This is a genomic window from Enterococcus sp. DIV1094 (assembly GCF_017316305.2).
In the GTDB taxonomy this organism is placed as follows: domain Bacteria; phylum Bacillota; class Bacilli; order Lactobacillales; family Enterococcaceae; genus Enterococcus_B; species Enterococcus_B mangumiae.
On the sequence record NZ_CP147250.1, the window covers coordinates 138416 to 162588 of the forward strand.

At 39.8% G+C, this 24173-nt stretch carries 23 protein-coding genes and 1 tRNA gene; 5 read left to right on the forward strand and 19 right to left on the reverse strand.

Going from position 1 to position 24173, the window contains the following annotated elements:
- Positions 1–430 precede the first annotated feature (430 nt).
- The 7 genes from DOK79_RS00685 to rpoN all read right to left on the reverse strand — a co-directional run bounded on the left by DOK79_RS00685 (position 431) and on the right by rpoN (position 8809).
- On the reverse strand, positions 431–937 hold the full coding sequence (locus DOK79_RS00685) for a hypothetical protein (RefSeq protein ID WP_206853548.1): 507 nt from the start codon (positions 935–937) through the stop codon (positions 431–433).
- A 696-nt stretch (positions 938–1633) separates the two neighbouring features.
- Positions 1634–2932 (reverse strand): phosphopyruvate hydratase, encoded by a 1299-nt coding sequence (gene eno, locus DOK79_RS00690; protein WP_206853545.1) that lies wholly within the window; start codon positions 2930–2932, stop codon positions 1634–1636.
- 116 nt (positions 2933–3048) lie between these two features.
- Entirely contained in the window at positions 3049–3804 is a 756-nt protein-coding gene (gene tpiA, locus DOK79_RS00695) for a triose-phosphate isomerase (protein WP_206853542.1), read from the reverse strand.
- Positions 3805–3898: 94 nt separating this feature from the next.
- Positions 3899–5089 (reverse strand): phosphoglycerate kinase, encoded by a 1191-nt coding sequence (locus tag DOK79_RS00700; RefSeq protein ID WP_010734863.1) that lies wholly within the window; start codon positions 5087–5089, stop codon positions 3899–3901.
- A 105-nt stretch (positions 5090–5194) separates the two neighbouring features.
- Positions 5195–6196, reverse strand: a complete 1002-nt coding sequence (gene gap, locus DOK79_RS00705) for a type I glyceraldehyde-3-phosphate dehydrogenase (RefSeq protein ID WP_206853540.1) — start codon at positions 6194–6196, stop codon at positions 5195–5197.
- 40 nt (positions 6197–6236) lie between these two features.
- Complete coding sequence (locus DOK79_RS00710; protein ID WP_206853537.1) at positions 6237–7328, reverse strand: sugar-binding transcriptional regulator; 1092 nt, start codon at positions 7326–7328, stop codon at positions 6237–6239.
- Positions 7329–7480: 152 nt separating this feature from the next.
- Positions 7481–8809 (reverse strand): RNA polymerase factor sigma-54, encoded by a 1329-nt coding sequence (gene rpoN / locus DOK79_RS00715; protein WP_206853532.1) that lies wholly within the window; start codon positions 8807–8809, stop codon positions 7481–7483.
- 59 nt (positions 8810–8868) lie between these two features.
- Between rpoN and DOK79_RS00720 the strand changes: the two genes are divergently transcribed.
- Positions 8869–8940: transfer RNA gene (locus tag DOK79_RS00720), tRNA-Arg, on the forward strand.
- Positions 8941–9610: 670 nt separating this feature from the next.
- Here DOK79_RS00720 and DOK79_RS00725 read toward each other — a convergent pair.
- The 5 genes from DOK79_RS00725 to DOK79_RS00745 all read right to left on the reverse strand — a co-directional run bounded on the left by DOK79_RS00725 (position 9611) and on the right by DOK79_RS00745 (position 13014).
- Positions 9611–10216: a hypothetical protein gene (locus tag DOK79_RS00725; protein WP_206853531.1), complete on the reverse strand. Its 606-nt coding sequence runs from the start codon at positions 10214–10216 to the stop codon at positions 9611–9613.
- A gap of 261 nt (positions 10217–10477) precedes the next feature.
- Positions 10478–11107, reverse strand: a complete 630-nt coding sequence (locus tag DOK79_RS00730; protein ID WP_206853529.1) for a hypothetical protein — start codon at positions 11105–11107, stop codon at positions 10478–10480.
- A 174-nt stretch (positions 11108–11281) separates the two neighbouring features.
- Positions 11282–11680 (reverse strand): hypothetical protein, encoded by a 399-nt coding sequence (locus DOK79_RS00735; protein WP_206853527.1) that lies wholly within the window; start codon positions 11678–11680, stop codon positions 11282–11284.
- 211 nt (positions 11681–11891) lie between these two features.
- Positions 11892–12506 (reverse strand): DNA-directed RNA polymerase subunit delta, encoded by a 615-nt coding sequence (rpoE, locus tag DOK79_RS00740; protein ID WP_108143628.1) that lies wholly within the window; start codon positions 12504–12506, stop codon positions 11892–11894.
- Positions 12507–12582: 76 nt separating this feature from the next.
- Complete coding sequence (locus DOK79_RS00745) at positions 12583–13014, reverse strand: DUF1934 domain-containing protein (RefSeq protein ID WP_066026358.1); 432 nt, start codon at positions 13012–13014, stop codon at positions 12583–12585.
- A 254-nt stretch (positions 13015–13268) separates the two neighbouring features.
- Here DOK79_RS00745 and DOK79_RS00750 point away from each other — a divergent pair, with 254 nt between their 5' ends.
- From DOK79_RS00750 to yidA, 3 genes are read left to right on the forward strand one after another with little or no spacing between them, the layout of a single operon-like run.
- A complete protein-coding gene (locus tag DOK79_RS00750) occupies positions 13269–14102 on the forward strand; it encodes a lipoate--protein ligase family protein (protein ID WP_206853525.1) in 834 nt (277 codons plus the stop codon).
- Positions 14086–15456, forward strand: coding sequence for an HD domain-containing protein (locus DOK79_RS00755; RefSeq protein ID WP_206853523.1), 1371 nt, complete (start codon positions 14086–14088; stop codon positions 15454–15456). Before DOK79_RS00750 ends, DOK79_RS00755 begins: the two co-directional genes overlap by 17 nt.
- 14 nt (positions 15457–15470) lie before the next feature.
- Positions 15471–16280: a sugar-phosphatase gene (gene yidA / locus DOK79_RS00760; protein WP_206853522.1), complete on the forward strand. Its 810-nt coding sequence runs from the start codon at positions 15471–15473 to the stop codon at positions 16278–16280.
- Between the two features lie 71 nt (positions 16281–16351).
- Here yidA and DOK79_RS00765 read toward each other — a convergent pair whose 3' ends face one another.
- Positions 16352–16792, reverse strand: a complete 441-nt coding sequence (locus tag DOK79_RS00765) for an NUDIX domain-containing protein (protein WP_206853519.1) — start codon at positions 16790–16792, stop codon at positions 16352–16354.
- 134 nt (positions 16793–16926) lie between these two features.
- Between DOK79_RS00765 and DOK79_RS00770 the strand changes: the two genes are divergently transcribed.
- The gene (locus tag DOK79_RS00770) at positions 16927–17301 is read left to right on the forward strand and encodes a VOC family protein (protein ID WP_206853516.1); all 375 of its coding nucleotides are present in this window, start codon (positions 16927–16929) and stop codon (positions 17299–17301) included.
- A gap of 73 nt (positions 17302–17374) precedes the next feature.
- Here the strand turns inward: DOK79_RS00770 and DOK79_RS00775 are convergent, their stop codons facing one another.
- From DOK79_RS00775 to DOK79_RS00800, 6 genes are all read right to left on the reverse strand, one after another.
- Entirely contained in the window at positions 17375–18721 is a 1347-nt protein-coding gene (locus DOK79_RS00775; protein WP_422392105.1) for a TrkH family potassium uptake protein, read from the reverse strand.
- Positions 18722–19064: 343 nt separating this feature from the next.
- Positions 19065–19700, reverse strand: a complete 636-nt coding sequence (locus DOK79_RS00780) for a V-type ATP synthase subunit D (protein WP_206853511.1) — start codon at positions 19698–19700, stop codon at positions 19065–19067.
- 7 nt (positions 19701–19707) lie between these two features.
- On the reverse strand, positions 19708–21084 hold the full coding sequence (locus DOK79_RS00785) for a V-type ATP synthase subunit B (RefSeq protein ID WP_206853510.1): 1377 nt from the start codon (positions 21082–21084) through the stop codon (positions 19708–19710).
- Positions 21077–22858, reverse strand: coding sequence for a V-type ATP synthase subunit A (locus DOK79_RS00790; RefSeq protein ID WP_206853508.1), 1782 nt, complete (start codon positions 22856–22858; stop codon positions 21077–21079). The genes DOK79_RS00785 and DOK79_RS00790 overlap by 8 nt, the downstream gene beginning before the upstream one ends.
- Before the next feature lie 20 nt (positions 22859–22878).
- A complete protein-coding gene (locus DOK79_RS00795; protein ID WP_206853505.1) occupies positions 22879–23190 on the reverse strand; it encodes a V-type ATP synthase subunit F in 312 nt (103 codons plus the stop codon).
- Complete coding sequence (locus tag DOK79_RS00800) at positions 23180–24166, reverse strand: V-type ATPase subunit (protein ID WP_206853502.1); 987 nt, start codon at positions 24164–24166, stop codon at positions 23180–23182. The genes DOK79_RS00795 and DOK79_RS00800 overlap by 11 nt, the downstream gene beginning before the upstream one ends.
- Positions 24167–24173 lie beyond the last annotated feature (7 nt).

A 24173-nucleotide genomic window follows, 5' to 3' on the forward strand; every position in this document is an offset into this window, starting at 1 on the left:
AGAATATTTCATTTTATTTTCCGTGAACGATGCCGCTGTTTCCATGTTCTACTTGAATTGCTAGCGTTTTTTCCTGCCATATACAGACTGTTTTTGTTGCTGAAACCGTGAATTTTTGAGCATGTATCCCTAACTTTTAACTAGATGATGTTTTTAACAATAGCCACTTATATCTACTAAGTTTCTTACTGTCAGATCAATCAACTATAATGGAAACAGCTTGCTGCATGAAAGAATAAAAGAAGGAACACTGATTCGCCAATCAACAAGAACATTTTTTATTGATCGTATCAGCATTTCTTCTTTGATTATTCTATAGGACAGATGAAAGGATGTAAGTATTCCATATAGCACCCCATACTATTTTGTCTACTTCGTACCTTCCGCTCTTTTTATCTATCACTCCATTAACAACTGGCAATAATTACTTTTACTCAGGATTACTCCCCCAAGGATTATTCACTTCTTGTGCTGTTAAAATGATTTTGACGCTATCATCTCTGTTTGATCGCCAGACATAATCATTTGCATCTAAAATGACATCGAAATCTTTTTCAATTTTCGTTGAGCTCATTCTCATTACCTGTTGTGCTTGAAGATACGGATTAGAAGGCTGTACATCTAGTCCATTCCCATATTGGTCAAGTTTTGCAAAAATGTTCACAAAAACATCTTCAGATTTTGTATTATTTACTGTGGCGGTTGCTTTCAAGGTCTTCGTTTGTTTTCGTACATCTGAATTCAAGTCAAAATCTGATAGTTTGAAATCCACTTTATTCGTTGTGCCTTCGTCGAAAGTGATCGCTAATTTTCCTTCTTGCACTTCAATCGGAATTTGTTTTTCACTATTTACCTCGGATGCATTTACCAAGAGTGGTTTACTACCTACTAACAACAAAGTTGATAATAGAATTGTCATTGATACCTTTTTTTTCATTGTTGGATAGCCCCCAGAATTTAATATTTTTTTCACAAAATCAGTTTACATTAAATTCCCGTGGACGGTTTATCCGAACATTCAACTCTTTTTTAAAAAAAGGATAATCCTTCCCATAATTCTTTGTTACACGATCGAAACTTAACATTTCCTATGAACTAGATTTACTATTTTTGTTTACTTGTAAGACACATCTCTAGGTCTTTGACTCAAGAAGTTTTCATTTCAATTGTTCTGTCAGTCATGGTTGCCAAAAATAATTCAAATGACTGCTGGTGCTTCAGTAGATGACTGCTGATCTTAGTCCTTACACTCATTTTTGTTAGAACAGGATATTTCACATGTTTTTGCTTATTTAAACACATGTGCTAGTGACGTCAATAATAGCTGGCGCATTGATTGAGGATGAAAAACAGATGATGAGGATGAAATAATGAGGAATTGTTCGTCGTGTTGAGTATCAATAGACTATAACATAGTAGAAACCAAAAAGAAAGGTTATATATTTTTCGGTTTTCATATCGTAAAAAGTCGAATCGTTTTCACAGTGCGATTGTTTTCACCGTCCATGATCAAACCTATTGACTACGAACTACCTTACTTATAGTTGATTGGTCGCTTTTATCTCTAAGAAAACCAAAAAAATACCCCTCTCATGTCATACGACACAAGAAGGGCATTTTTACAATCATTTGATTATTTGTTTTTTAAGTTGTAGAAAGATTTCAAACCTTTGTACTCTGCAACTTCACCAAGTTGGTCTTCGATACGTAATAATTGGTTGTATTTTGCAACACGGTCAGTACGTGAAAGAGAACCTGTTTTGATTTGGCCAGCGTTTGTTGCAACTGCGATATCAGAGATTGTTGAATCTTCTGTTTCACCAGAACGGTGAGAAACTACTGCAGTGTAACCAGCTTCTTTAGCCATTTCGATTGCTTCGAAAGTTTCTGTCAAAGTACCGATTTGGTTAACTTTGATAAGGATTGAGTTAGCAATTCCTTTTTCGATACCTTCAGCAAGTTTTTCAGTGTTTGTTACGAACAAGTCGTCACCCACTAATTGAACTTTGTCGCCTAGAACTTCTGTCAATTTCTTGAATCCGTCCCAGTCGTTTTCGTCTAATCCATCTTCGATTGAGATGATTGGGTATTTAGATACTAATTCTTCGTAGAATTTGATCATTTCGTCAGTTGTTTTTTCGCCTTCGCCTGAGTCAGCTAATACGTAAACACCTTTTTCTTTGTCGTAGAATTCTGAAGAAGCAGCGTCCATTGCAAGAACAACGTCTTTACCAGGAACATAGCCAGCTTTTTCGATTGCTTCGATGATTACTTCGAAACCTTCTTCGTTTGAACCAAGGTTAGGAGCGAATCCACCTTCGTCACCAACTGAAGTTGCTAATCCACGAGATTTCAAGATTGCAGCTAATGCATGGAATACTTCCGCACCCATACGTAAAGCTTCTTTGAATGTTGGCGCGCCAACAGGCATGATCATGAATTCTTGGAAGTCGATTGAGTTATCCGCATGTGATCCACCGTTGATGATGTTCATCATTGGAGTTGGCAATACTTTTGTGTTAAATCCGCCTAGGTAGTGGTATAAAGGCACTTCTAGGTAATCAGCAGCTGCACGAGCAACAGCGATTGATACGCCTAAGATAGCGTTCGCGCCTAATTTACCTTTGTTAGGAGTTCCGTCTAAAGCGATCATTGCTTTGTCGATAGCCATTTGGTCACGTACATCGTAGCCAATGATTGCTTCAGCAATGATGTTGTTTACGTTGTCAACAGCTTTAATTACACCTTTACCGCCGTAACGAGCTTTGTCTCCGTCACGTAATTCAACTGCTTCGTATTCACCAGTTGAAGCACCTGAAGGAACCATTCCACGGCCGAAAGCACCGCTTTCTGTGTATACTTCTACTTCGATTGTTGGGTTACCGCGTGAGTCTAGAATCTCGCGAGCGTAAACATCAGTAATAATTGACATGTTTTGTCTCTCCTTTGAGTTTGGTTTTTTCCTAAGGGATTTCCCTCATATACGATTTTAGTTAATTTTGTGTCTTAGTGCAAACATTTCTTGCATTTTTCACAAATTTTCAAGAATTATTTTACAGCGTCAAGTAATGCTAAGAATGAATCCGCTTCTAAGCTAGCTCCGCCAACTAATGCGCCATCCACATTTTCTTTCGCCATGTATTCAGCAATGTTCTCAGGTTTTACAGAACCACCGTATTGGATGCGTACTGCTTCTGATACTTCTTTGCCGTAAAGTTTTTCAACTGTTTGACGTACCACGCCACAGATTTCGTCAGCGATTTGAGCATCTGCTGATTTACCTGTACCGATTGCCCAGATTGGTTCGTAAGCAATAACTAGATTACTTACTTGACCTTCTGTTAAGCCTTCAAGTCCAGCAGTGATTTGTCCTTCGATCCACTCAGCAGTTTTGTTTGCTTCGTAAGTTTCTAATGACTCACCACAGCAAAGAATTGGGATCATGCCGTTTGCGAAGATCGCTTTTGCTTTTTTGTTGATATCTTCGTCAGTTTCGTGGAAATATTCACGACGCTCTGAGTGTCCGATGATCACATATTGAACACCTAAGTCAGCTAAAGCTGCTGGAGATGTTTCACCAGTGAATGCACCTGAGTTTTCCCAGAAAGAGTTTTGTGCAGCGATTTTTAATTCTGTACCTTCAGCTGAAGCCATTAATTCTTGTAAGAATAATGCTGGAGATCCAATAACTGAATCTACTTTATCATTTGAAGGGATGTTGTTTTTTACTGCTTCTGCGAAATCTTTTGCTTCAGATGCAGTTTTGTTCATTTTCCAGTTACCAGCGATAATTGGTTTACGCATGATATGCACTCCTATTCAGAATGAAAGAGGATCACAGATTTGAGCAATCTGTTGGTTATCCTCTCACCATTTTATTTGTTCATTGATTTAATGCTTATTTGTCGTTGATCGCAGCTAGACCAGGTAATTCTTTACCTTCAAGCAATTCTAAACTTGCACCGCCACCTGTTGAGATGTGAGTAAATTTATCTGCGAAACCTAATTGTTCAGCAGCAGCTGCTGAGTCACCGCCACCGATGATCGTTGTTGCATCTTCAAGGTTAGCGATTGCTTCACAAACACCGATTGTACCTTTGGCAAAGTTACTCATTTCGAATACGCCCATTGGTCCGTTCCATACAACTGTTTTTGCTCCTTGCAATGTATCAGCAAATAGTTTAACAGAAGCAGGTCCGATGTCTAATGCCATCAAGCCTTCAGGAATGTCGCCTTCGATGACTTGTGTTTCCACATCATTTGAGAATTCAGGCGCACACACGTTGTCGATCGGTAAAACTAGTTTGTCGCCAGCTTTTTCGATCAATTCTTTTGCTAAAGCTACTTTATCCGCTTCAACTAAAGAGTTACCGATTTTGATGCCTTTTGCTTCGTAGAATGTGTAAGTCATTCCACCGCCGATCAAAATTTTGTCTGCTTTAGGAATCAAGTTTTCGATGACACCGATTTTATCTGAAACTTTCGCTCCACCTAAGATCGCGATCATCGGACGTTTTGGTTCTTCGACTGCTTCGCCGATGAATTTGATTTCTTTGTCCATCAAGAATCCAGCAACTGTTGGGATACCTGTTGAAGCGATCCCTACGTTAGAAGCATGCGCGCGGTGAGCTGTACCAAAAGCGTCATTGACGAATACATCGCCTAAAGAAGCCCAGTATTTACCTAAGTCAGCGTCATTTTTGCTTTCTTTTTTGCCGTCGATGTCTTCAAAACGAGTGTTTTCAAAAACAACTACGTCGCCATCTTTCATGTCAGCAATCGCTGTTTCCAATTCTGAACCACGAGTTTCAGGAACGAAAGTCACTTCTTTACCTAGCAATTCGCCTAAACGTTTTGCAACTGGTGCTAAAGATTTTCCTTCTTTATCTTCTTCTGTTTTCACACGTCCAAGGTGAGAGAAAAGAATCGCTTTTCCGCCTTGCTCCAACACATAATTGATTGTTGGTAACGCTGCTTTGATACGTGTATCATCAGTGATGACGCCGTCTTTCAAAGGAACATTGAAGTCAACACGGACAAGGACTTTTTTATCTTTTAAATCAATATCTTTGACTGTTTTCTTAGCCATTTGATTTCCTCCTAAATAAACATCTTATCAAAAAAAGCGGAGAAGCGCGATTGCTTCCCCGCTTTTAAGTGTACATGGATATAGGTTACACTTGTACGATTTATCTTATAAGTTAGCGAAGTATTCTAAAGTACGTACTAATTGTGCAGTGTATGACATTTCGTTGTCGTACCAAGCAACAGTTTTAACTAATTGTTTGTCGCCAACAGTCATTACTTTTGTTTGAGTAGCATCAAATAATGAACCGAAAGTCATACCAACGATATCTGAAGAAACGATTTCGTCTGTGTTGTAACCGTAAGATTCGTTTGCTGCTTCTTCCATTGCTGCATTAACTTCATCAACAGTTACGTTTTTATCAAGAACTGTAACTAATTCTGTTAATGAACCTGTAGCGATTGGTACACGTTGAGCAGCTCCGTCTAATTTACCGTTCAATTCAGGGATTACTAAGCCGATAGCTTTAGCAGCACCTGTTGAGTTAGGAACGATGTTTGCAGCAGCAGCGCGTGCACGGCGGAAGTCACCTTTAGGATGAGGTCCGTCAAGAGTCATTTGGTCACCTGTGTAAGCGTGGATAGTTGTCATTAATCCTTCAACAACACCAAATTTGTCGTTCAATGTTTTAGCCATAGGAGCTAAACAGTTAGTTGTACATGAAGCACCAGAGATAACTGTTTCTTTACCAGTTAATGTTTCATGGTTTGTGTTGTAAACGATTGTTGGTACATCATCGCCACCAGGAGCTGAGATAACAACACGTTTAGCACCAGCTGTTAAATGTTTTTCAGCAGCTGATTTTGAAGTGAAGAAACCAGTACATTCTAGAACGATGTCTACGCCTAGTTCGCCCCAAGGTAATTCTTCAGGGTTACGGTTAGCTAAAACTTTAACTTCTTTTCCGTTTACGTTGAATGAACCTTCGTGAACTTCAACTGTTCCGTTGAAACGTCCTTGAGTTGTATCGTATTTTAACAAGTGTGCCAACATTTTAGCATCTGTCAAATCGTTGATTGCTACTACTTCGATTCCATCTACATCTTGGATACGACGGAATGCTAGACGTCCAATACGTCCAAAACCATTAATACCTACTTTAACTGTCATTTAAGATTTCCTCCTTATGAAAATCAAAAAAATATTTATTTTAAAGGGATACCCCTTTTAAAATCTCATTTGCAGCGGCTTCATCGGTAATGAGCCACGTTTGTTTTGGTGCATTATTCATATACGCTCGAATCGCTTTGGCTTTGGCTTTCCCTCCTGCAACTGCAAGAATGATGGGAACCTTTGCTAAGTCTTTTAATTCGATGCCGATTCGAGGGACTTTATACACCACTTCTCCTTTTTCATTGAAGAAATAGCCAAAAGATTCCGCAACGGCATTGGCCTGTTTCAACATCAGCAATTCTTCTTCATTCATCTTTCGTCGCGCTGCCATATGCAACGCCCGTCCAATACTATGAATAACACAATTTGCCTCACTTATCAAGTTTAACACTTCTTGTATAGACGGCTCATTGAGTAGTGAATTGTAAGTAGCCAAGCTTAATTGTTCCGGCACATACAATGCTCGGTGTTTTCCATTTGCCTTTGTAGCCATTCTAGCACTGACTGAGTTCGCTTGTACAGTAATCGCCTCGCCGATCCCACCTCTTGCGGGTACAAACAAGTTATGGCGTTTGCTATTTTCTAAGCTGGTCAGTTGCTCTGCGACGATCGCCATCGTTGTTCCTCCCATGACTGCGATGATATTATCACCTTCTGGAAGTAATAGATTCAAAGATTCGTCTAAGGCTTCGCCAAAAGCATCTGCTACTTTTGGTTGTTGTTCACTGTTTCCAGAAACAACGATACAGCGCTGATTCCCAAAATACTCAGATAGTTTCATTTCGATCTGATGCATTCCTAGAAGTTGGTCCATAAAGCTTTCGAGGCTTTGATAGACTTCTTCTCCCTTTTTTGTCAGCGTCATACCACTTTTAGAGGCGTTGATCAGTTCAAGTTGTTTGAGCAAATCCGTTTCTGTTCGTAAAACACGTTCGGTCATGCCCATGCTTTCCGATAAACTACGACGACCAATTGGCTGCATCCAGTAAATATTGCGCAAAATCTTATAACGTTCTTGCAAAACATCCATGATGTCTGGTGCAACAGCTTCAATCAGTTTCAATTCATCTAACATAGCGATCTCCTTAGTTGGACACTTTTTGTCCAATGTAGACTCAAAACGACCCATGTGATCTAAAAAAATAAATCGGACTTTCCAACTTGCACGTTCTCATATAGGAAAATCTCAACCTCACATGACTTAGTCTACCAGTTTTATCCTTTTTTATCAACAAAAAAAGACTAGAAAAATGTTTAAGATTCTTCTAGTCTTGCTTTCCTTTACTTATCATACCGTTTTCTTTTCGATGAACTAGGGATTCCTAACAAGTCACGATATTTAGCAACTGTCCGGCGAGAAATCGAAATTTTCTCGTTTTTAAGCAGTTCAACTAATTTTTGATCTGATAACGGCTTGCTTTTATCTTCAGCATCCACCAATTCTTTGACTTTTTTCTTAGCTGTATCAGCGGATAGGTCTTCGGAACTTTCTGTGTTTGTCGGTTGCAGTCTTGTTGTAAAAAACTTTCTCAATTCAAAGACCCCGAACTCGGTTTCAAGATATTTGCCATTCACTGCTCGACTGACAGTCGATTCATGGACATCGATCTCTTCTGCTACCTCTTTTAAGGTCAATGGTCGAATCGGACGTGCTACGTTCGTAAAAAACTCTTTTTGGCGTGAAACGATGATCTGTGCTACACGCATGATCGTATCGCCCCGCTGTAAAATCGTTTTTTGTAGCCACTCAAATTCTTGTTTACGTTCTTTTAGATAGGCTTGCGTTTCTTTGTCTGCTTTTTTTTGCATTTGTTGAAAATAAGCTTCTTGAAAGCGAACATTCGGTTGATTGCCACGATTCGAGACGACTTGGACTTCTTCACCTTGCACAATGACTTTGACATCTGGAATGATATACAAGCCACTACTATGGTCAAATACTCTGCCAGGGCTTGGACTAAGGGTTTGGATATAGTCGAAGATCCGTTGCACGTCGCTTAATGGAATCGAAAAATGTTGCGCGATCTCTTTCCATTTGCGATCCACTAACTGATCGAACCATTCTTCCAAGACGATGTAAGCCAATTCGGGGGCATAATCATCTCTTTCTGTTTGTAACATCAAGCATTCTTGTAAACTTCGGGCACCAACACCCGCGGGTTCTAATTGTTGTATCAATGTCAACGCATCAAGCATTTGGATTGGTGTCGCATTGGTCTGATGAATCGCTTCTTCTAAAGGAATCGTCAAAAAGCCATTCAGGTCAATGTATTCAATCAGATATAAAATCAACTTTCGTAAAAAAGTATCTCGGTAGTTCAAATGGACTTGATCGATCAACGATTCAAAAAGTGAACCTGTCGTATCAGGAATTTGGTTCAGATAACTCGTTTCTTCCCCATCATAACTAGTGCTTCGTTTTTGATAATCGGGTTGCCAATCCGGTTCGACTACTTCTACTAAGGGGTTTTCCAATGCCTGGTTTTCAACAAAAGCTAAAAGCTCTTCGCTGTTGTACTGCAAGACTTGGATGGACTGTTGTAGTTGCTGTGTCATGGCAAGTTTTTGTGTTTGTTGTTGTTTTTGTGAAAAATTTTGTTCAAATTTCATTTTTTTGCCCATTCCCCTTGTAATTTATTTTTGATTTCGATACAATTGTTGCAGTGCTTGCGTCCTTAGTGTAGTGGATATCACGTAAGATTCCGGTTCTTGAGACGGGGGTTCGATTCCCTCAGGACGCGTCTAATGTTATCTTAGCATATTTGCAAGGATTTTGCTTTCAAAATTCTAAGAAAAAAGCGGTTTTCCTATCTAGGAAAACTGCTTTTTTTGATTTCTTTATGGGATTGATTTATTTTTGATGACTGACTGACTTTCTTTCCATACATCATTCTATATTTGCCAAATATTATTCTTTTATATGACCTTCAATGAAAAATATGAATAATAGAACTAACCTCTTTTTCAACAAATCAGATTCCATCATCGTTTCTTTGCTATTTAACTTATTTTCACACTTGGCATACTTAATAAAGAGATCGAGACAACAGTGTTTTACCCAGAGAAACAGACGCTTATCCACAAAAATTGTTCTTCAAATTTTGTGGATGGCGTCTTATTTTCAAGGATGTTGCTTCTATAGGCCGTCGTTTATTCGATTTTATGATAAAGTAAAAAGTCAATTTTACCTTTGTCCTAGATACTTTTCAGTTTCATTAAAAATCCCTACTTGTTCTTTTTGCTTGAATTAGCAAAATAGACGAGTGAAAATCCTACATACATACCTAGTGTTATCCACCACTTAAATTGTCTATTTAATAGATGAGATAGACCCCAGTTAAAAAGTAATACTAGTAGAAAAGCACCCAAAATAATTTTAAGGTCCTTCATAATTACCCCACCTTTATAACATTAAAAATTAATACGTCCATTATTGGGGACTTTATCACGTTGATCCCAATATTTGGCTAAATAAGCACCTGGAGAATTCAAATTAAACACAAAATCAATTACATTTTGTGTGATAAATCCACCAACCATTCCATATTTTATTAACGCTGCTTTTACTGCAGATATAGCAGCATGTTTTCCAACTTTTTTCATAGCCGCAGCAAGTCCTCCAATAGCGCCACCAATAGCTATCCCAATCGCAGTATCAATAAATGCTCCCATTTGATTGACAGTAATTCCTTGCCAAGGTGATCTCAGCGCTAATGATGGGTCTGTTATGTATACACCTTGATCCGTACTAATTGGATCTATAGTATAATCTCCTCGCAATTGTTTATAAACACCATCTCGGAGATATTCCTTAGATAATTCTGGATAATTTTTAGATATTTCAACAACTAATTGTTCTACTTGTTCTTCATCAAATGACTCTTCAGACTTCAAATCTACATACACCTCTTCAGTGTAATTATCTGAAGCGTAAACACTAACTCCTGATGGTACTATACTTCCTAACATCAACAATAACAAAAAAAACGATACTTTTAAACTGAAAACTTTTTTCATGATAACGCCTTCTTCCTTTTTATGATTAAATATAGTGTTACATTTAGAATTTTATCAAAAGAAGGACCTAATTTAATACTTATCATAAAAAGGGCTGTTAGAGTCATTTGTGTTCAAATTATCAAACTAATTTTCTAAAATCGTTAACTAGTATTTTTGGGGACAAAATCATGATACCAAAATACCGTAACATAATACGTCAGTATGTCGAGTTACTAATCACTCGTTTTTTCTTTTAATCAACTTACTCATCATGGGATTTTAAAAAGTAAACCAATCTTCTATGTAACTATAGTAGAAATGATTTGATAAAGGTCCAGGATCATAGCGCTCTGTCACACCATCGCCTCGACGAAGTGTTAAGCCGTTTCTTAAAGTTGCTGTTTTTTGATCATAGAAATCACCATTTATCGTATAGAATATCCGGTTAGGATCTTCTAAATAGGCAAATACATCCCCCGAAAAATGTTTCTCCAATCCTGGGTTGGTTGTTTTCAACTGGACAGACAAAATCGACTTGATTGCCCGAAAATTTCCACTTTCACTCGTTTCACAGTACAACAACAAACTTGGTTGGTATACTCTGTTAACAGTTATGTTTTGAGAAAAGACACGATAGGTTGTGCCATTATGTATTGCGCTTTGCGCCATTTGCTCAGTATAGCCTATATGTTTTCTTGCTTGTTCTTCCGTCAGTTGAAACTCTCTTGAAATGACACGAAGCAGTTGATCAAAGTCCAACTTACTGGACATCGTTCGATATGTATTTGCTTCACTTTGTATTGAAAGATTTAAAGACGTTTGCTCTTTTGGTGACAGATTGACCAACAGGAACAACGCAAATAAAACACCAAGACAACTGATTACTTTTATTCGTATTGATTTTTTCATCGATTACTCCTATTTATTTGTTATTCTTCTGTCTATTATCATAATCGGAAATAGCCACTGACGCAAAGAAAACTTTTATAAAACAATTGTTTTTATTTCTTGACTTCTCCTTTCAACAGATTTTTCACAAGAAAAAAGAGCCGTTTCTTCGGCTCTTCAACAGCTTTTCGCTTTTTAGTCATATGGGACATAATTTTCCATACGTTCTTCTTCGTTCAACTCTTCATTTTCAATCAACATATTCATGCCGCCCATCAATTCCGAACTCATCGGACCATTCACAGATAAGTCATGTCGCTGGATCATTTGTTGATATTCCTCTGCACTGATCACTGCTCCAGTTTTCAGATTTTTATACTGTTTCGGCGTTTCCTCAACTTCATCGTCCAATTTTGAAAAATCAGTTTCTTTGTAAGTGACAAAGTAGCCATGAGAAAGTTTCTTTTTGACCACTTCATTACATTCAGGACAGCGGATCGGCATTTCCTTTTCCTGGTGCTCCACGACGTTACTTACTTCATTATAATAGAATTTCGTCTGACAATTGGGACATTTTAGTTGATCATCTAACATATCGATCGTCTCCTTCTATTTTGATTATCGTGTCTCAGTTTCATTTTCATCATACTCCTTTTTACAGGAAATGAAAAAAGATTCGCTGAGATGAACTAGTTCTTATGATCAAGAACACCGAGTATTGGTAGAAGCACTACTTAGTCAAACACAAAAAAACTGCAAGTATGCTTAGTTATAAGCAACTTGCAGCTTCGAGTAGTTTCCCTTTTTATTCTTCTGGGAAATCTTCGTCTTCGAACTCTTCATCTTCTTCATCATCATCGTCTTCGATAATGCTTAGATCTTCTTCGATGTTTCCTGGGATTTCTTCTTCATCATCACCAGTATCAGCACCGATTTCTTGTAAGTCAGAGTTGTATGCAGCGATTTCTTCATCATCGTCGTCTTCGTCTTCAAATAGATCATCATCGTCTTCATCAGACAAATCAGTATCTTCTGGGTCGTCATCATTATAATCGATGGCATCTTCGTCATCATTGATAAAGGCATTGACTTTTTTGCGTTTACGACGACGTGGTGTATCCTCGTCTTCTTCGTCGATTCCATGGTTGACTTCTTCATCGATTGAATCAATGGCATACCATGAACGCAAGCCCCAACGATTGTCGCCTAATGAAATAAAGCTACCGTCAATATTTAAGTCAGTATAAAATTGTGCGAGTGAATCACGAATGTCACTATCTGATTTGCCAAGATAAGTTTGGATCTCATTTGCTAAATCAGAAAAGTCCATCACATCACCACGCTGCTCTAAGATCGCGTGTGCGACTTCGATCATTGATAATTCGTTTTTGTTTGCACCTTCAAATACACTAATTTCCAATCAGGACACGTCCTTTCACAGTCTACTCCTTATCATACAAAATCACAGGTAAAAAATCAAACGTTTCTTTGCTATTTTATGCAGTAAAATCTAAGACCATCTCATATTCACCTATTTTTTCTATTCCCATGAATAAATCGTACTCGATCATGACTTTGCCAGCGGTTGGTCGATCTTTTAGACTGACGTGTAATTCCTTCGTGAATGTGTCGACTTGAATCATTCCGTAAGGGGTCCGATAATGAGTCTCCAGGCGTTCACGATAGGCAAATTTCAAACGCATACGCATTTCACCAGCACGGATCAATTGAACGTGCCCATCTGGCATGATCTTGATTGTGACAGGAATCTCTTCCTGTCCTTCTTGGATCTCTTTATAGCGTATGTATAAGGTATCGCCAATTTTGACCATCTGTCCTTTCAGATCAAAATAAAAATCTTGTTGTTCTCCTTGTTGTTTCACCTTCGTACGTAATTGTATCGAAATCGGTAATCCAGATCGTTCCATTAGACATTCTCCTTTTCTCATAGCTACATTGTTCCCACTTTCCATTGATTTGTCAACCGACAGGTCTAAAGAGCGGATAACTTTTTTCCTCTCTTCTTTAATAATTTGGAGTATAATGAAGGAAGTGGGCGTGATACTCCTATTGTATTATAACGATTTGGTGGCTGTGACATGAGCCTCTCGTCACACCTAAGTTCAAATAAAAGATAGGTAAAGCACCCGTTCTCAAACAGATTTAACTAGGAGCTGAGTACATGACATCCATCATTTTGGATCAAGAAGTCTACCACACAAATGATTTTTCTCCGTTTGCTTTAACGGATATTTTAACAGAGAATTCAAAAAAAAAGCAACAAACTTTTCTACATTTTTGGCAATATCAACAGACAGTTATTCTTGGTATGAAAGATACTCGGACACCCTTTTTAGCTGATGGGATAAAGGCTATCCAACATGCGGGATTTACTCCAGTGATCCGCAATGCCGGTGGACTTGGCATCATTTCGGATCAAGGAATCTTGAATATCTCATTGATTTTCCCGCAAGAGGATGAGAATAAGATCTCGATCGATGAAGGCTACGAAAAGATGCTCGCTCTGACTCGCCAAGCTTTTCCTGTTTACGCCGACAAAATAGAAGCCTATGAAATCAAAGAGTCCTACTGTCCAGGTACGTATGACCTTAGTATCGATGGTAAAAAATTTGCCGGGATTGCCCAACGTCGCATTAAAAACGGGATTTCAGTCATGATGTACCTTAGCGTGAATGGTGACCAAGAAAGACGTGGCGAATTGATGCGGCAATTTTATCAACAAGCGTTGAAAGAACAATTTGGTACGGATGGCTACCCTGCCGTGAGACCAACCAGTATGGCGACATTAGAAGAGTTATTCGCTACGTCATTGACGATCGTGCAAGTAAAAGAGTCATTTATCAAGGCATTTGATACAATGTATCCAACAAGTATTTCGATGGACTCTGACGCTTGGCAAAAAGCCAATGTCTCACCCGATGAGTGGCAAGTACAAATCGAACGTATGAACCAACGAAATGCACTAAAGGAGGTGGCTTATGACAACACCTTATAAATATAAAATGTTACCGATGGAAAAAGTGTTTAGAGATCCTGTGCATAACTATATCCATGTGCAGCATCAAGTAATTTTAGATTTGATCAATTCTAAAGAAGTCCAACGATTACGGCGGATCAAACAACTCGGTACTTCGTCATTTACTTTTCATGGCGCAGAACATAGTCGTTTTACTCATTCGTTGGGTGTATACGAAATCTCTCGTCGCATCTGTGATATTTTTTCAAGAAATTTCTCCATTGAAAAAATCGGTCCTTCTGGTTGGGATGATCGGGAACGTTTAGTCACATTATGTGCCGCCTTACTCCACGATATTGGTCACGGACCTTATTCACATACATTTGAACATATTTTCCAAACCAATCATGAAGCAATCACTGTTGAGATCATCACTTCGCCAGAAACCGAAGTCTACCAGATTTTGAATCGTGTCGAAGAAGGCTTCCCTGAAAAAGTGGCTAGCGTGATCCAAAAAACCTATCCAAATCCACAAGTCGTCCAAATGATCTCTAGTCAGATCGACGCTGATCGCATGGATTACCTTTTACGTGATGCCTACTTTACCGGTACGGAATATGGGACATTCGATTTAACGAGGATCTTGCGTGTGATTCGCCCCTATCAAGGAGGCATCGCCTTTTCTATGAATGGGATGCATGCGGTAGAAGATTATATCGTCAGTCGTTATCAAATGTACGTCCAAGTGTATTTCCATCCCGTTTCACGTGGCATGGAAGTTGTGTTAGAGCATCTATTGCATCGCGCCCATGAACTTTATCATCAAGAAGATGATAGCTTTGCACGACATTCACAGCTCCTTCTACCATTTTTAGATGGTACCTTTAGTTTAGAGGAATATCTCAAGCTAGATGATGGGGTGTTGAATACTTGTTTCACGCAATGGACGGACTCGTCTGATCCGATCCTCAGTGATTTAGCCAAACGTTTTTTGAATCGTAAACCATTGAAATCCGCGATGTTTTCTGGTGATCGTCAGTCGCCATTGATTGCTGAACTGACTTCTTTAGTTGAAAAAGTGGGCTACAATCCTAACTATTATACGGCGATCAATTCCAGTTATGATCTTCCTTATGACTTTTATCGTCCTGAAGAAGGCAGACATCGAACACAAATCGAAATCTTGCGAAATGACGGAACTTTGGTAGAATTATCAGAGGTCAGTCAATTAGTTGCTGCATTAGCAGGGCAAGAACAAGGAGATGAACGTTTCTTCTTTCCAAAAGAAATGGTTGATCCTTCCTTGCGTAATCACTATGATCTTTTTGACGAAACCTATCAAGAATTTGCGCGTCATATCCATAATGGCGCATTGATTGAAGAAATAAACTAACTAAGGAGAACATTATGTCTATCAAATTAGTCGCTATCGATATCGATGGCACCCTTTTAAATGAAAAAAGAGAAATCACACAAGAAGTCAAAGAAGCAATTGCAAGCGCTGTGGAAAAAAACGTGGCGATCGTCCTATGTACAGGTCGACCTCTTCCAGGTGTCAAAAATCAATTGAATGAATTAGGATTATACCAAGATAATGATTATGTGATCACTTATAATGGAGCTTTGGTCCAACAAACAAAATCAGGTAAGATCATCGCTCGTCATGGCTTAACTTACGAAGATTTCTTAGAGATCGAAGTGATGGCAAGACGTGTAGGCAGTCATTTACATTCCATCGATGATCAAACGATCTATACTACAAATCGTGACATCAGCCCTTACACTGTCCATGAAGCATTTTTAGTCAATATGCCGTTGAAATATCGGACAGCGGATGAAATGACCCCTGACATGAGTATCGTGAAAATGATGATGATCGACGAGCCAGAGATTTTAGATGCGGCAATCGCTCGTTTACCGCAAACATTCCGCGAAAAATATACGACTGTCAAGAGTTCCCCTTTCTATTTTGAGATCTTGAACAAAGAGGCAAGTAAAGGAGCGGCTGTTGCTAACTTAGCGCAACATCTAGGAATCAATCAAGATGAGATCATGGCGATCGGCGATAACGAGAATGATCTGTCGATGATCGAATACGCTGGATTAGGTGTGGCAATGGGAAATGCTGTGCCATTGATAAAAGAAGCTGCCAACGTGATCACTGCAACGAACGATGAACACGGTGTTGCCGAAGCAATCAAAAAATATGTCTTATAAGACCAATGAATAAGAAACAGCTCATTGAGAGGGTCGAAATGCTGACTCTCTGATGAGCTGTTTTTTGCTGTTCAATTGTTCAGCGCTAGCCATTGCTCGACTGCCCAACGGTGGCTCCCTCGCTTCAATTTCTCCAAAGCAGTTTCAGGAGTGACCCACCAGATCGATTGATCTGTTTCAATTGGTTCCCCCACCTCCTGCCAGCTTTTTGCCACGTAAAAATAGCCAGGATTATGATAATATGTTTTTCGATGCTTTGAGTAAAAATACTCTGCGGCTTCGCCTAAATAACAAGCAATCTCCGCCCTTATCCCCATCTCTTCTAACAATTCACGAGCAATCGCTTCTTCGTTGGTTTCTTCTCCCTCTTTTTCACCTCCAGGTAGAAAAAAGGCACCATTTGGCGCTTCGATCATTGCGATTTTCTCATGTGATTCGACAATGATATACGCTGCATAACGGTCTTGGTAGTTTGCAGACTCGTCTTTTTCGCCAAACATTGGTTTTTCCATAGGTTATATCCTCTCATCTTTTTCTTTCTATTCTACATGAGAGTTTTCTCATAAACAAGCACAAACCCATATTGTACATGTATTTTTTGATATGATAAATAGGAAAAGGTAGAAACAGAAAGGAAGATTTATTTATGAAAATGGCTCATACTTGCGTACGTGTAAAAGATCTTGATGCTTCTTTAGAATTTTATCAAAAAGCATTTGGTTTTGAAGAAAGTCGCCGTCGTGATTTTCCAGAAAACAAATTCACACTGGTTTACTTGACTTTACCAGGAGATGATTACGAATTAGAGTTGACTTACAACTATGACCATGAAGGATACGACTTAGGAAACGGCTATGGTCATATCGCTATTTCAGCGGATGACTTGGAAGCACTTCATGAAAAACATCAAGCAGAAGGCTTTAACGTGACTGACTTGAAAGGACTTCCTGGAACTGCTCCTTCTTATTACTTCGTTGTCGATCCTGATGGCTATAAGATCGAAGTAATCCGTACAAAATAAAACGTTGCAAAAAAGCAGAGGAAGCTTACACGTTGTGTTTGCTTCTTCTGCTTTTATTTTTGATCAGTCACAGTTACCCGATCAGTACACTTTCTTCTGGATATTTATATTTTGCTTCTGTTCGATTTCCTTTGACAAGTAAAGAGAAAAAGACAGTCAAAATGCCTACACGTCCAATATACATCAATGACATGATGATCAGTTTTCCGATTTCTGTCAGGTCGGGTGTCAGTCCCATCGTCAAACCGACTGTTCCAAATGCTGAGAACACTTCAAAAGCGATGTATTCGATGCCTGAAGTCTCTGGGATCGTCTCCGTCACAGACAAAACCATTATCGCTAACATACATAAAGATAATGTGATGAAGAATAACGTTAATGCCCGAAGCACTGCTGCTGGACGAATCGTTCGTCCAAAAGCTTCTGCTCTTGTTTTTCCTTTAAACGTCGCGTGCATTTGAATCACTAAGATACCTAACGTGGTGGTTTTTAGTCCGCCCGCTGTTGAACCTGATGTTCCACCGATATACATCAAGATCATCGTCAGCATCAATCCTGCATGACTCATTTGTAAATAGTCGATCGAATAGTAACCGGCTGTTCTTGGTGTGACACTCATGAAGAACGTATTCGCTAAACGTTCCAGATAAGTACCTTCAACTAGATGGATGCCATTTCGTTCTGTAAAGAAAAAGACAACAAAACCGCCCACTAATAACACGCCAGTCACGATCAATGCGATTTTTGAGTGCAAGGTGATTTTTTTCACCTTATGATAGCTGAGTAAATCACGCCAGACAATAAAGCCTAACCCGCCAGCAATGATCAACGCAGAAACCACCATTAGTAAATAGACGTTTGGCTGATCATCAGCCAAGCTATTACCTAATAAGTCAAAACCTGCATTACAAAAACTCGACACCGCATGAAAGATACTGAACCAAATCCCCTTCGCCCAGCCGTAGGACGGTACAAACGTGAAACTCAAGGCAAAAGCACCCAGCGCTTGGATCACCAGCGCAAATTTCAAGATATAAAGCATCAAACTCATCACGCCAGACATGATTTCAAGGTTCAGAGCTTCTTTTAATAAGATCCGCATACTAAAACTGACTTTTTTCTTAGCTACTGCAAAGAAAATAATAGGGATCATCATAAAGCCTAAACCACCGATCTCAATCAAGATCATGATCAAAAACTGCCCTGCTTCGTTCCAATGTGCCGCCGTGTTCAAAGTGGTCAACCCAGTGACACAAACAGCTGAAGTTGCGGTAAACAATGCGTCGATGTAATTGGTCGCTTCACCGCTCTTACTGAAAAAAGGCAAAGAAAGTAAGCTGCCACCAACCAAAATCAAAAGAAAAAAGCCAACAGCGATCAATTGGACTGGTGACAGTTGTTTTGTGAACTTCTGTTTAATTCGAATCACTCCTCTAAGGGTACTAACCCTCTTCGTAAAGAACATAGAAAAGCAGCTATATTCCCACAGATATAAAAAGAAATCTATTGATAACTCCCTATTTTTATTCTTTATCTTACCCTGTTTTTGTTATTCTGGCAAAGAATTTGAGACTTTTACATCCCTTCTATCGCTTCGTTTGCTTTCAGTAATTTTCAACCAACGAGGGAAAAACAAAAATACAAAATAAGAAAAAACTCCTATTGAAGTAAGCCATAAACGTCAAAACAGAAAAAATATTTTAGCGTCTACAACTTATTCTTCGGAGTTTCGTACGATCGAACGATAAAATGATTGGGACTATTTAATCATCGTTCCCCATATTTTTTACTTTGATCAAACGAGTCACTTCCGCTCGTTCATTTTCTTCTAACTTCATTTTGATATAATAGATCGTTTCTTCCAGTTGCGGGATCGTCATGTACTCTAATGCATTGACTCTTCGACGTGTTTTTTCGATTTCACCAGCCATCAATTGACAGGTCTTCTCGATTTCCGTCAACTCAAGCAGCTTAGGAAGAAATGAGGTGAAACGATCGATCGAACGATCTAATTCCGCATTTGAATTCAAATAGCCATATTCTACAGGTGCTTCGCCTAACTGTTCGTCGTATTCAAAATTCATGATTGGGACTTTGACGCTCATGATGTTTTTTTCGATCACAGATAACTCGACATTTTCTGCTGGCAAGACAAACAATTCATCAATGAATGCTTCAGGCAATGAAGCTTTCGCAAGGACAAAATCGCTCATAGCTGCGGTCATTTCTTTTTCTACTGTTTGGCGCAATTCATTGTTTTTGCGAATCAGCAAGATGAATTGACGCATCAATTCATCTTGCTTATCTTTTAACAGTTTGTGCCCTCTCGTCGCGGTCGTCAATTGTTTTTTGAGTCGTGTCAATTCCATCCGTGTCGGATTAACATTTAATCGAACCATCTGACACTCACTCTCCTTCTGGCAGGTACTGGTCAAGCAAATCGTCTTTGATCCGTTTTAATTCTGTTCGTGGAAGCATCGCTAAAAGCTCCCAGCCAAGGTCTAACGTCTCAGTGATCGAGCGATTCGTATAAAAACCTTGATTGACATATTCTTTTTCAAAACGTTCCGCAAATTTTGCATAGATCTTGTCCACATCTGACAACGCAGATTCACCTAAAACAACAGCTAGTTCCTTCGCTTGTTTTCCTTGAGCATATGCCGCAAACAATTGGTTCATGGTTGCTGCATGATCTTTTCTCGTCTTTCCTTCACCTGTCCCTTTATCTTTTAACCGAGAAAGGGAAGGCAACACATCGATTGGCGGTTGGATCCCACTCTTATACAATTCCCTCGTCAAAATGATCTGTCCTTCAGTGATATAGCCAGTCAAGTCAGGGATGGGATGTGTCTTATCATCTTCTGGCATGGTCAAAATTGGGATCTGTGTCACAGAACCTTTTAAGCCACGAATGCGCCCAGCACGTTCATATAAAGTTGCCAAGTTGGTATAAAGATACCCTGGATATCCACGTCGACCTGGTACTTCCCGACGTGCCGCTGAGATTTCTCGCAACGCTTCGGCGTAGTTGGTCATATCCGTCATGATGACTAAGACATGCATTCCTTTTTCATAGGCTAAATATTCAGCCGCAGTCAAAGCCATGCGAGGTGTTGCGATCCGTTCGATGGCTGGATCATTTGCTAAGTTCATGAACATCACAGAGCGATCGATCGCCCCTGTTTGGCGGAAATCTTCCATGAAGAATTCTGCCTCTTCAAAGGTGATCCCGATTGCTGCAAAAACAACGGCAAAATCATCGGAAGAATCCAGCACTGTTGCTTGTCTTGCTATTTGGGCTGCTAATTCTTTGTGTGGCAATCCAGAGCCAGAAAACACTGGTAATTTTTGTCCTCTGACCAACGTGTTCAAATGATCGATCGCCGAGATTCCCGTTTGGATAAACTCATCGGGGTAATCACGCGCCACTGGATTGATTACTTCGCCATTGATGTCCAAGTATTTTTCTGGCAAGATTTCTGGCCCATTGTCTTTTGGTCGACCTAACCCGTCAAATACACGACCGATCATATCTTCAGAAACCCCTAATTCCAATGGATGTCCTAAAAAGCGGACGGATGAATCTCTGAGGTTGATTCCACTCGTTCCTTCAAAGATCTGGACCATCGCTTTGTCTTCTTGTACTTCGAGTACTTGTCCACGACGAATCTCGCCATTTTGCATACGTACTTCGATCAATTCTTCATATTTTACACCAGCGACTTTTTCTACCGCCATCAAAGGACCGACTACTTCGCCAATCGTTCGATATTCTTTAATCATCGGTCATTCCTCCTTCTGAAACGATTGCTTGGATCGTTGGTTTGATACTTGCTTGGATCTCATCTAATTTGGCTAATTCTGTTTCCGGCACGAATTTGCTACGGCCGATCCGTTCTCTCAATGCGACAGTTCCTTTCATGATCTCACTCAAATAAGCACCTAATGAGATCGCCTGACGTGCTTCTTCGCCAAAGGAAAGAACTAATTTCAACATTTTGAATTGTTTTTCTCTGGAAGTAAATGTATCCACATCATCAAAGGCATTTTGCTGTAAATAATCTTCACGAATGGATTTGGCTACTTCAAGAGTCAAACGATCGTTGTCAGAAAGTGAATCGACACCGACAAGGCGGACGATTTCATTCAGCTGTTCTTCTTGTTGTAAGATACGCATTCCTTCTGCTACCATCTCTGACCAATTCTCTTGTAGGATCTGATCCATATAACGTCCGACTTCTGATGAGTAAAGAGAATAGCTTTGAATCCAGTTGATCGATGGGAAATGACGCTTTTGCGCTAAACTAGAATCTAGTCCCCAGAATACTTTCACCACACGTAACGTATTCTGTGTCACTGGTTCTGAGACATCTCCACCAGATGGCGAAACTGCACTGATTGCTGTAATGCTTCCTTCACGTTCTTCAGAACCTAAAGCAATGACACGTCCTGAACGTTCATAATATTCTGCTAAGCGAGAACCTAAATAAGCAGGATACCCTTCATCGCCAGGCATTTCTTCTAAACGTCCACTCATCTCTCGTAACGCCTCTGCCCAGCGAGACGTTGAGTCTGCCATGATCGCCACATCATACCCCATATCACGGAAATATTCCGCAATCGTGATCCCTGTATAGATCGACGCCTCACGAGCTGCTACCGGCATATTCGACGTGTTGGCGATCAATACGGTACGTTCCATCAATGATTCCCCTGTATTAGGATCGATCAATTCTGGAAACTCATTCAATACATCCGTCATTTCGTTGCCACGTTCGCCGCAACCGACATACACGACCATGTCCACATCCGCCCATTTGGCGATTTGGTGCTGAACGACTGTTTTACCGGCACCAAAAGGACCAGGAACAGCGGCAGCTCCGCCTTTTGTCACTGGGAAAAAGGTATCGATGACCCGTTGTCCAGTGATCATCGGTGCGTCTGGATTCAGTTTTTCTTTGATAGGGCGACTACGTCTGACCGGCCATTTTTGTAGCATCGTCAATTCACGTAAGCCGTCTTCCGTCTCGATCACGCAGACTACTTCATCAATCGTAAATGAGCCTGCTTCGATTTTAGTGATTTTTCCTTTGACACCATGAGGTACCATGATTTTGTGTTTGATGATCTTCGTTTCATCCACAACACCAATGACATCTCCTGTGCGAACTTCTTGTCCAATTTCAGCAGTTGCTTCGAACCACCATTTTTTTTCGTGGTCTAATGCAGGTAATTGCACCCCACGGCTTAAAAAGTTGCTTTGTGTCAACTCCATAAATGTATCTAAAGGACGTTGAATCCCGTCAAACATTTGTGAAATGATCCCCGGTGCTAGTTCAACTGATAAAGCTTCCCCTGTTGAACGTACTGGTTCGCCAGGGCCGATCCCTGAAGTTTCTTCGTATACTTGTATTGATGCGACATCTCCACGCATCTCGATGATCTCACCGATTACTCCTAACTCTCCCACTAAGCACATATCTTGGATACTGGCATCTGACATATTTTTTGCCATCACGAGAGGGCCGGAGACTTTTATGATTTTTCCAATTTGCAATGCACTATCTCCTTTACATTCTATAAGATATTTTGTCCAACTGCTTTTTCCACACTCTTTTGGATCTCTGCCACACCGATCCCCATTGTTCCTTGATGGCTAGGGATAAGGACGATTGCGGGTGTCATCGATTCTTTGTAACGTTCAATCGTTTCAGGTGTCAATGTTGCCGCTTGTTCGGTCACATAAATGACACCATACGAGTTTTTTGCCATTCGTTCGATGGCGCTCCTCACATCTTGTGGTTCTGTCGCATATTGCACATCAAATCCAAATAATTTAAATGGTAAAACAGAATCTTTGTCGCCAACGACACCGATTTTATGCGTCATAGACTTGTCTCACCCTTTCTCTGATCGTTTCATTATCGAACTGATTTTTTTTGCCGATCACTAATAGCCGAAGATTTTTGCTCTCGATTTCTTTTGCATTCAAGAAAGCAAGTAAAGGCAACGGACCAAAAGCTTGCGTCTGTGCTGCTTGATAAAGTGAGGACAAGTAGTTGTCTTTGATTTGTTCAAGTTGCACAAAATCTAATTCACCTTCACGGACAGCTGGCTCAATCAATTCACGATAATCCGTTGTTTGTAAAAAGGATAGGTACGCCTCGAGATCACTTTTGACAAAAGTTAAAAACGCTTCTTTCGGAATGCTTCCTGAACTTGATAGTACTGCCGTCATAAACCCGCTCGAACGTTGCTGTAAGATGCCTCGTGCCATCGTTGTGATATTGGTCAAATCGATAAATGCGATGATTTCTTCCAGCAATTCCGGATAGCCGAGTTTCTCTCCAAGACGGCGTTGTTCCGTCAAGAAATAGCGGTCATAGATGACATCGATCCCTTGTAGTACCGATGATTCTTCACAATATTCATGGACTTCACGAATACTGTCCAACAACTGCGGTGGCAATTCTGTAGAAGTTTGTGTATGGATCGCCTGCTTCAATGTTTCGCAAGAATAAAACCCATCATTACGATAGAGATGATCCAAATTTTTGCCAGTCATCTCCGCTTTGGTCAAGACTTTTAAATTATGGAACGTATAGCGCATCGTATAGACCCATACGACTTCGGGTTCTGGTGCTGATTCTTTCAACCAAGTAAATAATTTAGCTGATTCTGCTAACAGATTTGCCTCAAAATCGCGTTCAAAGCCTTCATAGATGTAAGGATGGTAAATCGTTGTTTTTAAAATCTCCCCTAGTGCTTCCAATGACTTTGCTTGAATCATGCGTTCGAAGTCTTCTTTTGATAAGAGTTCTAACTCTCTTCCACGAATCAAGGGATTTAATTCATGATATTCCATTCAACGA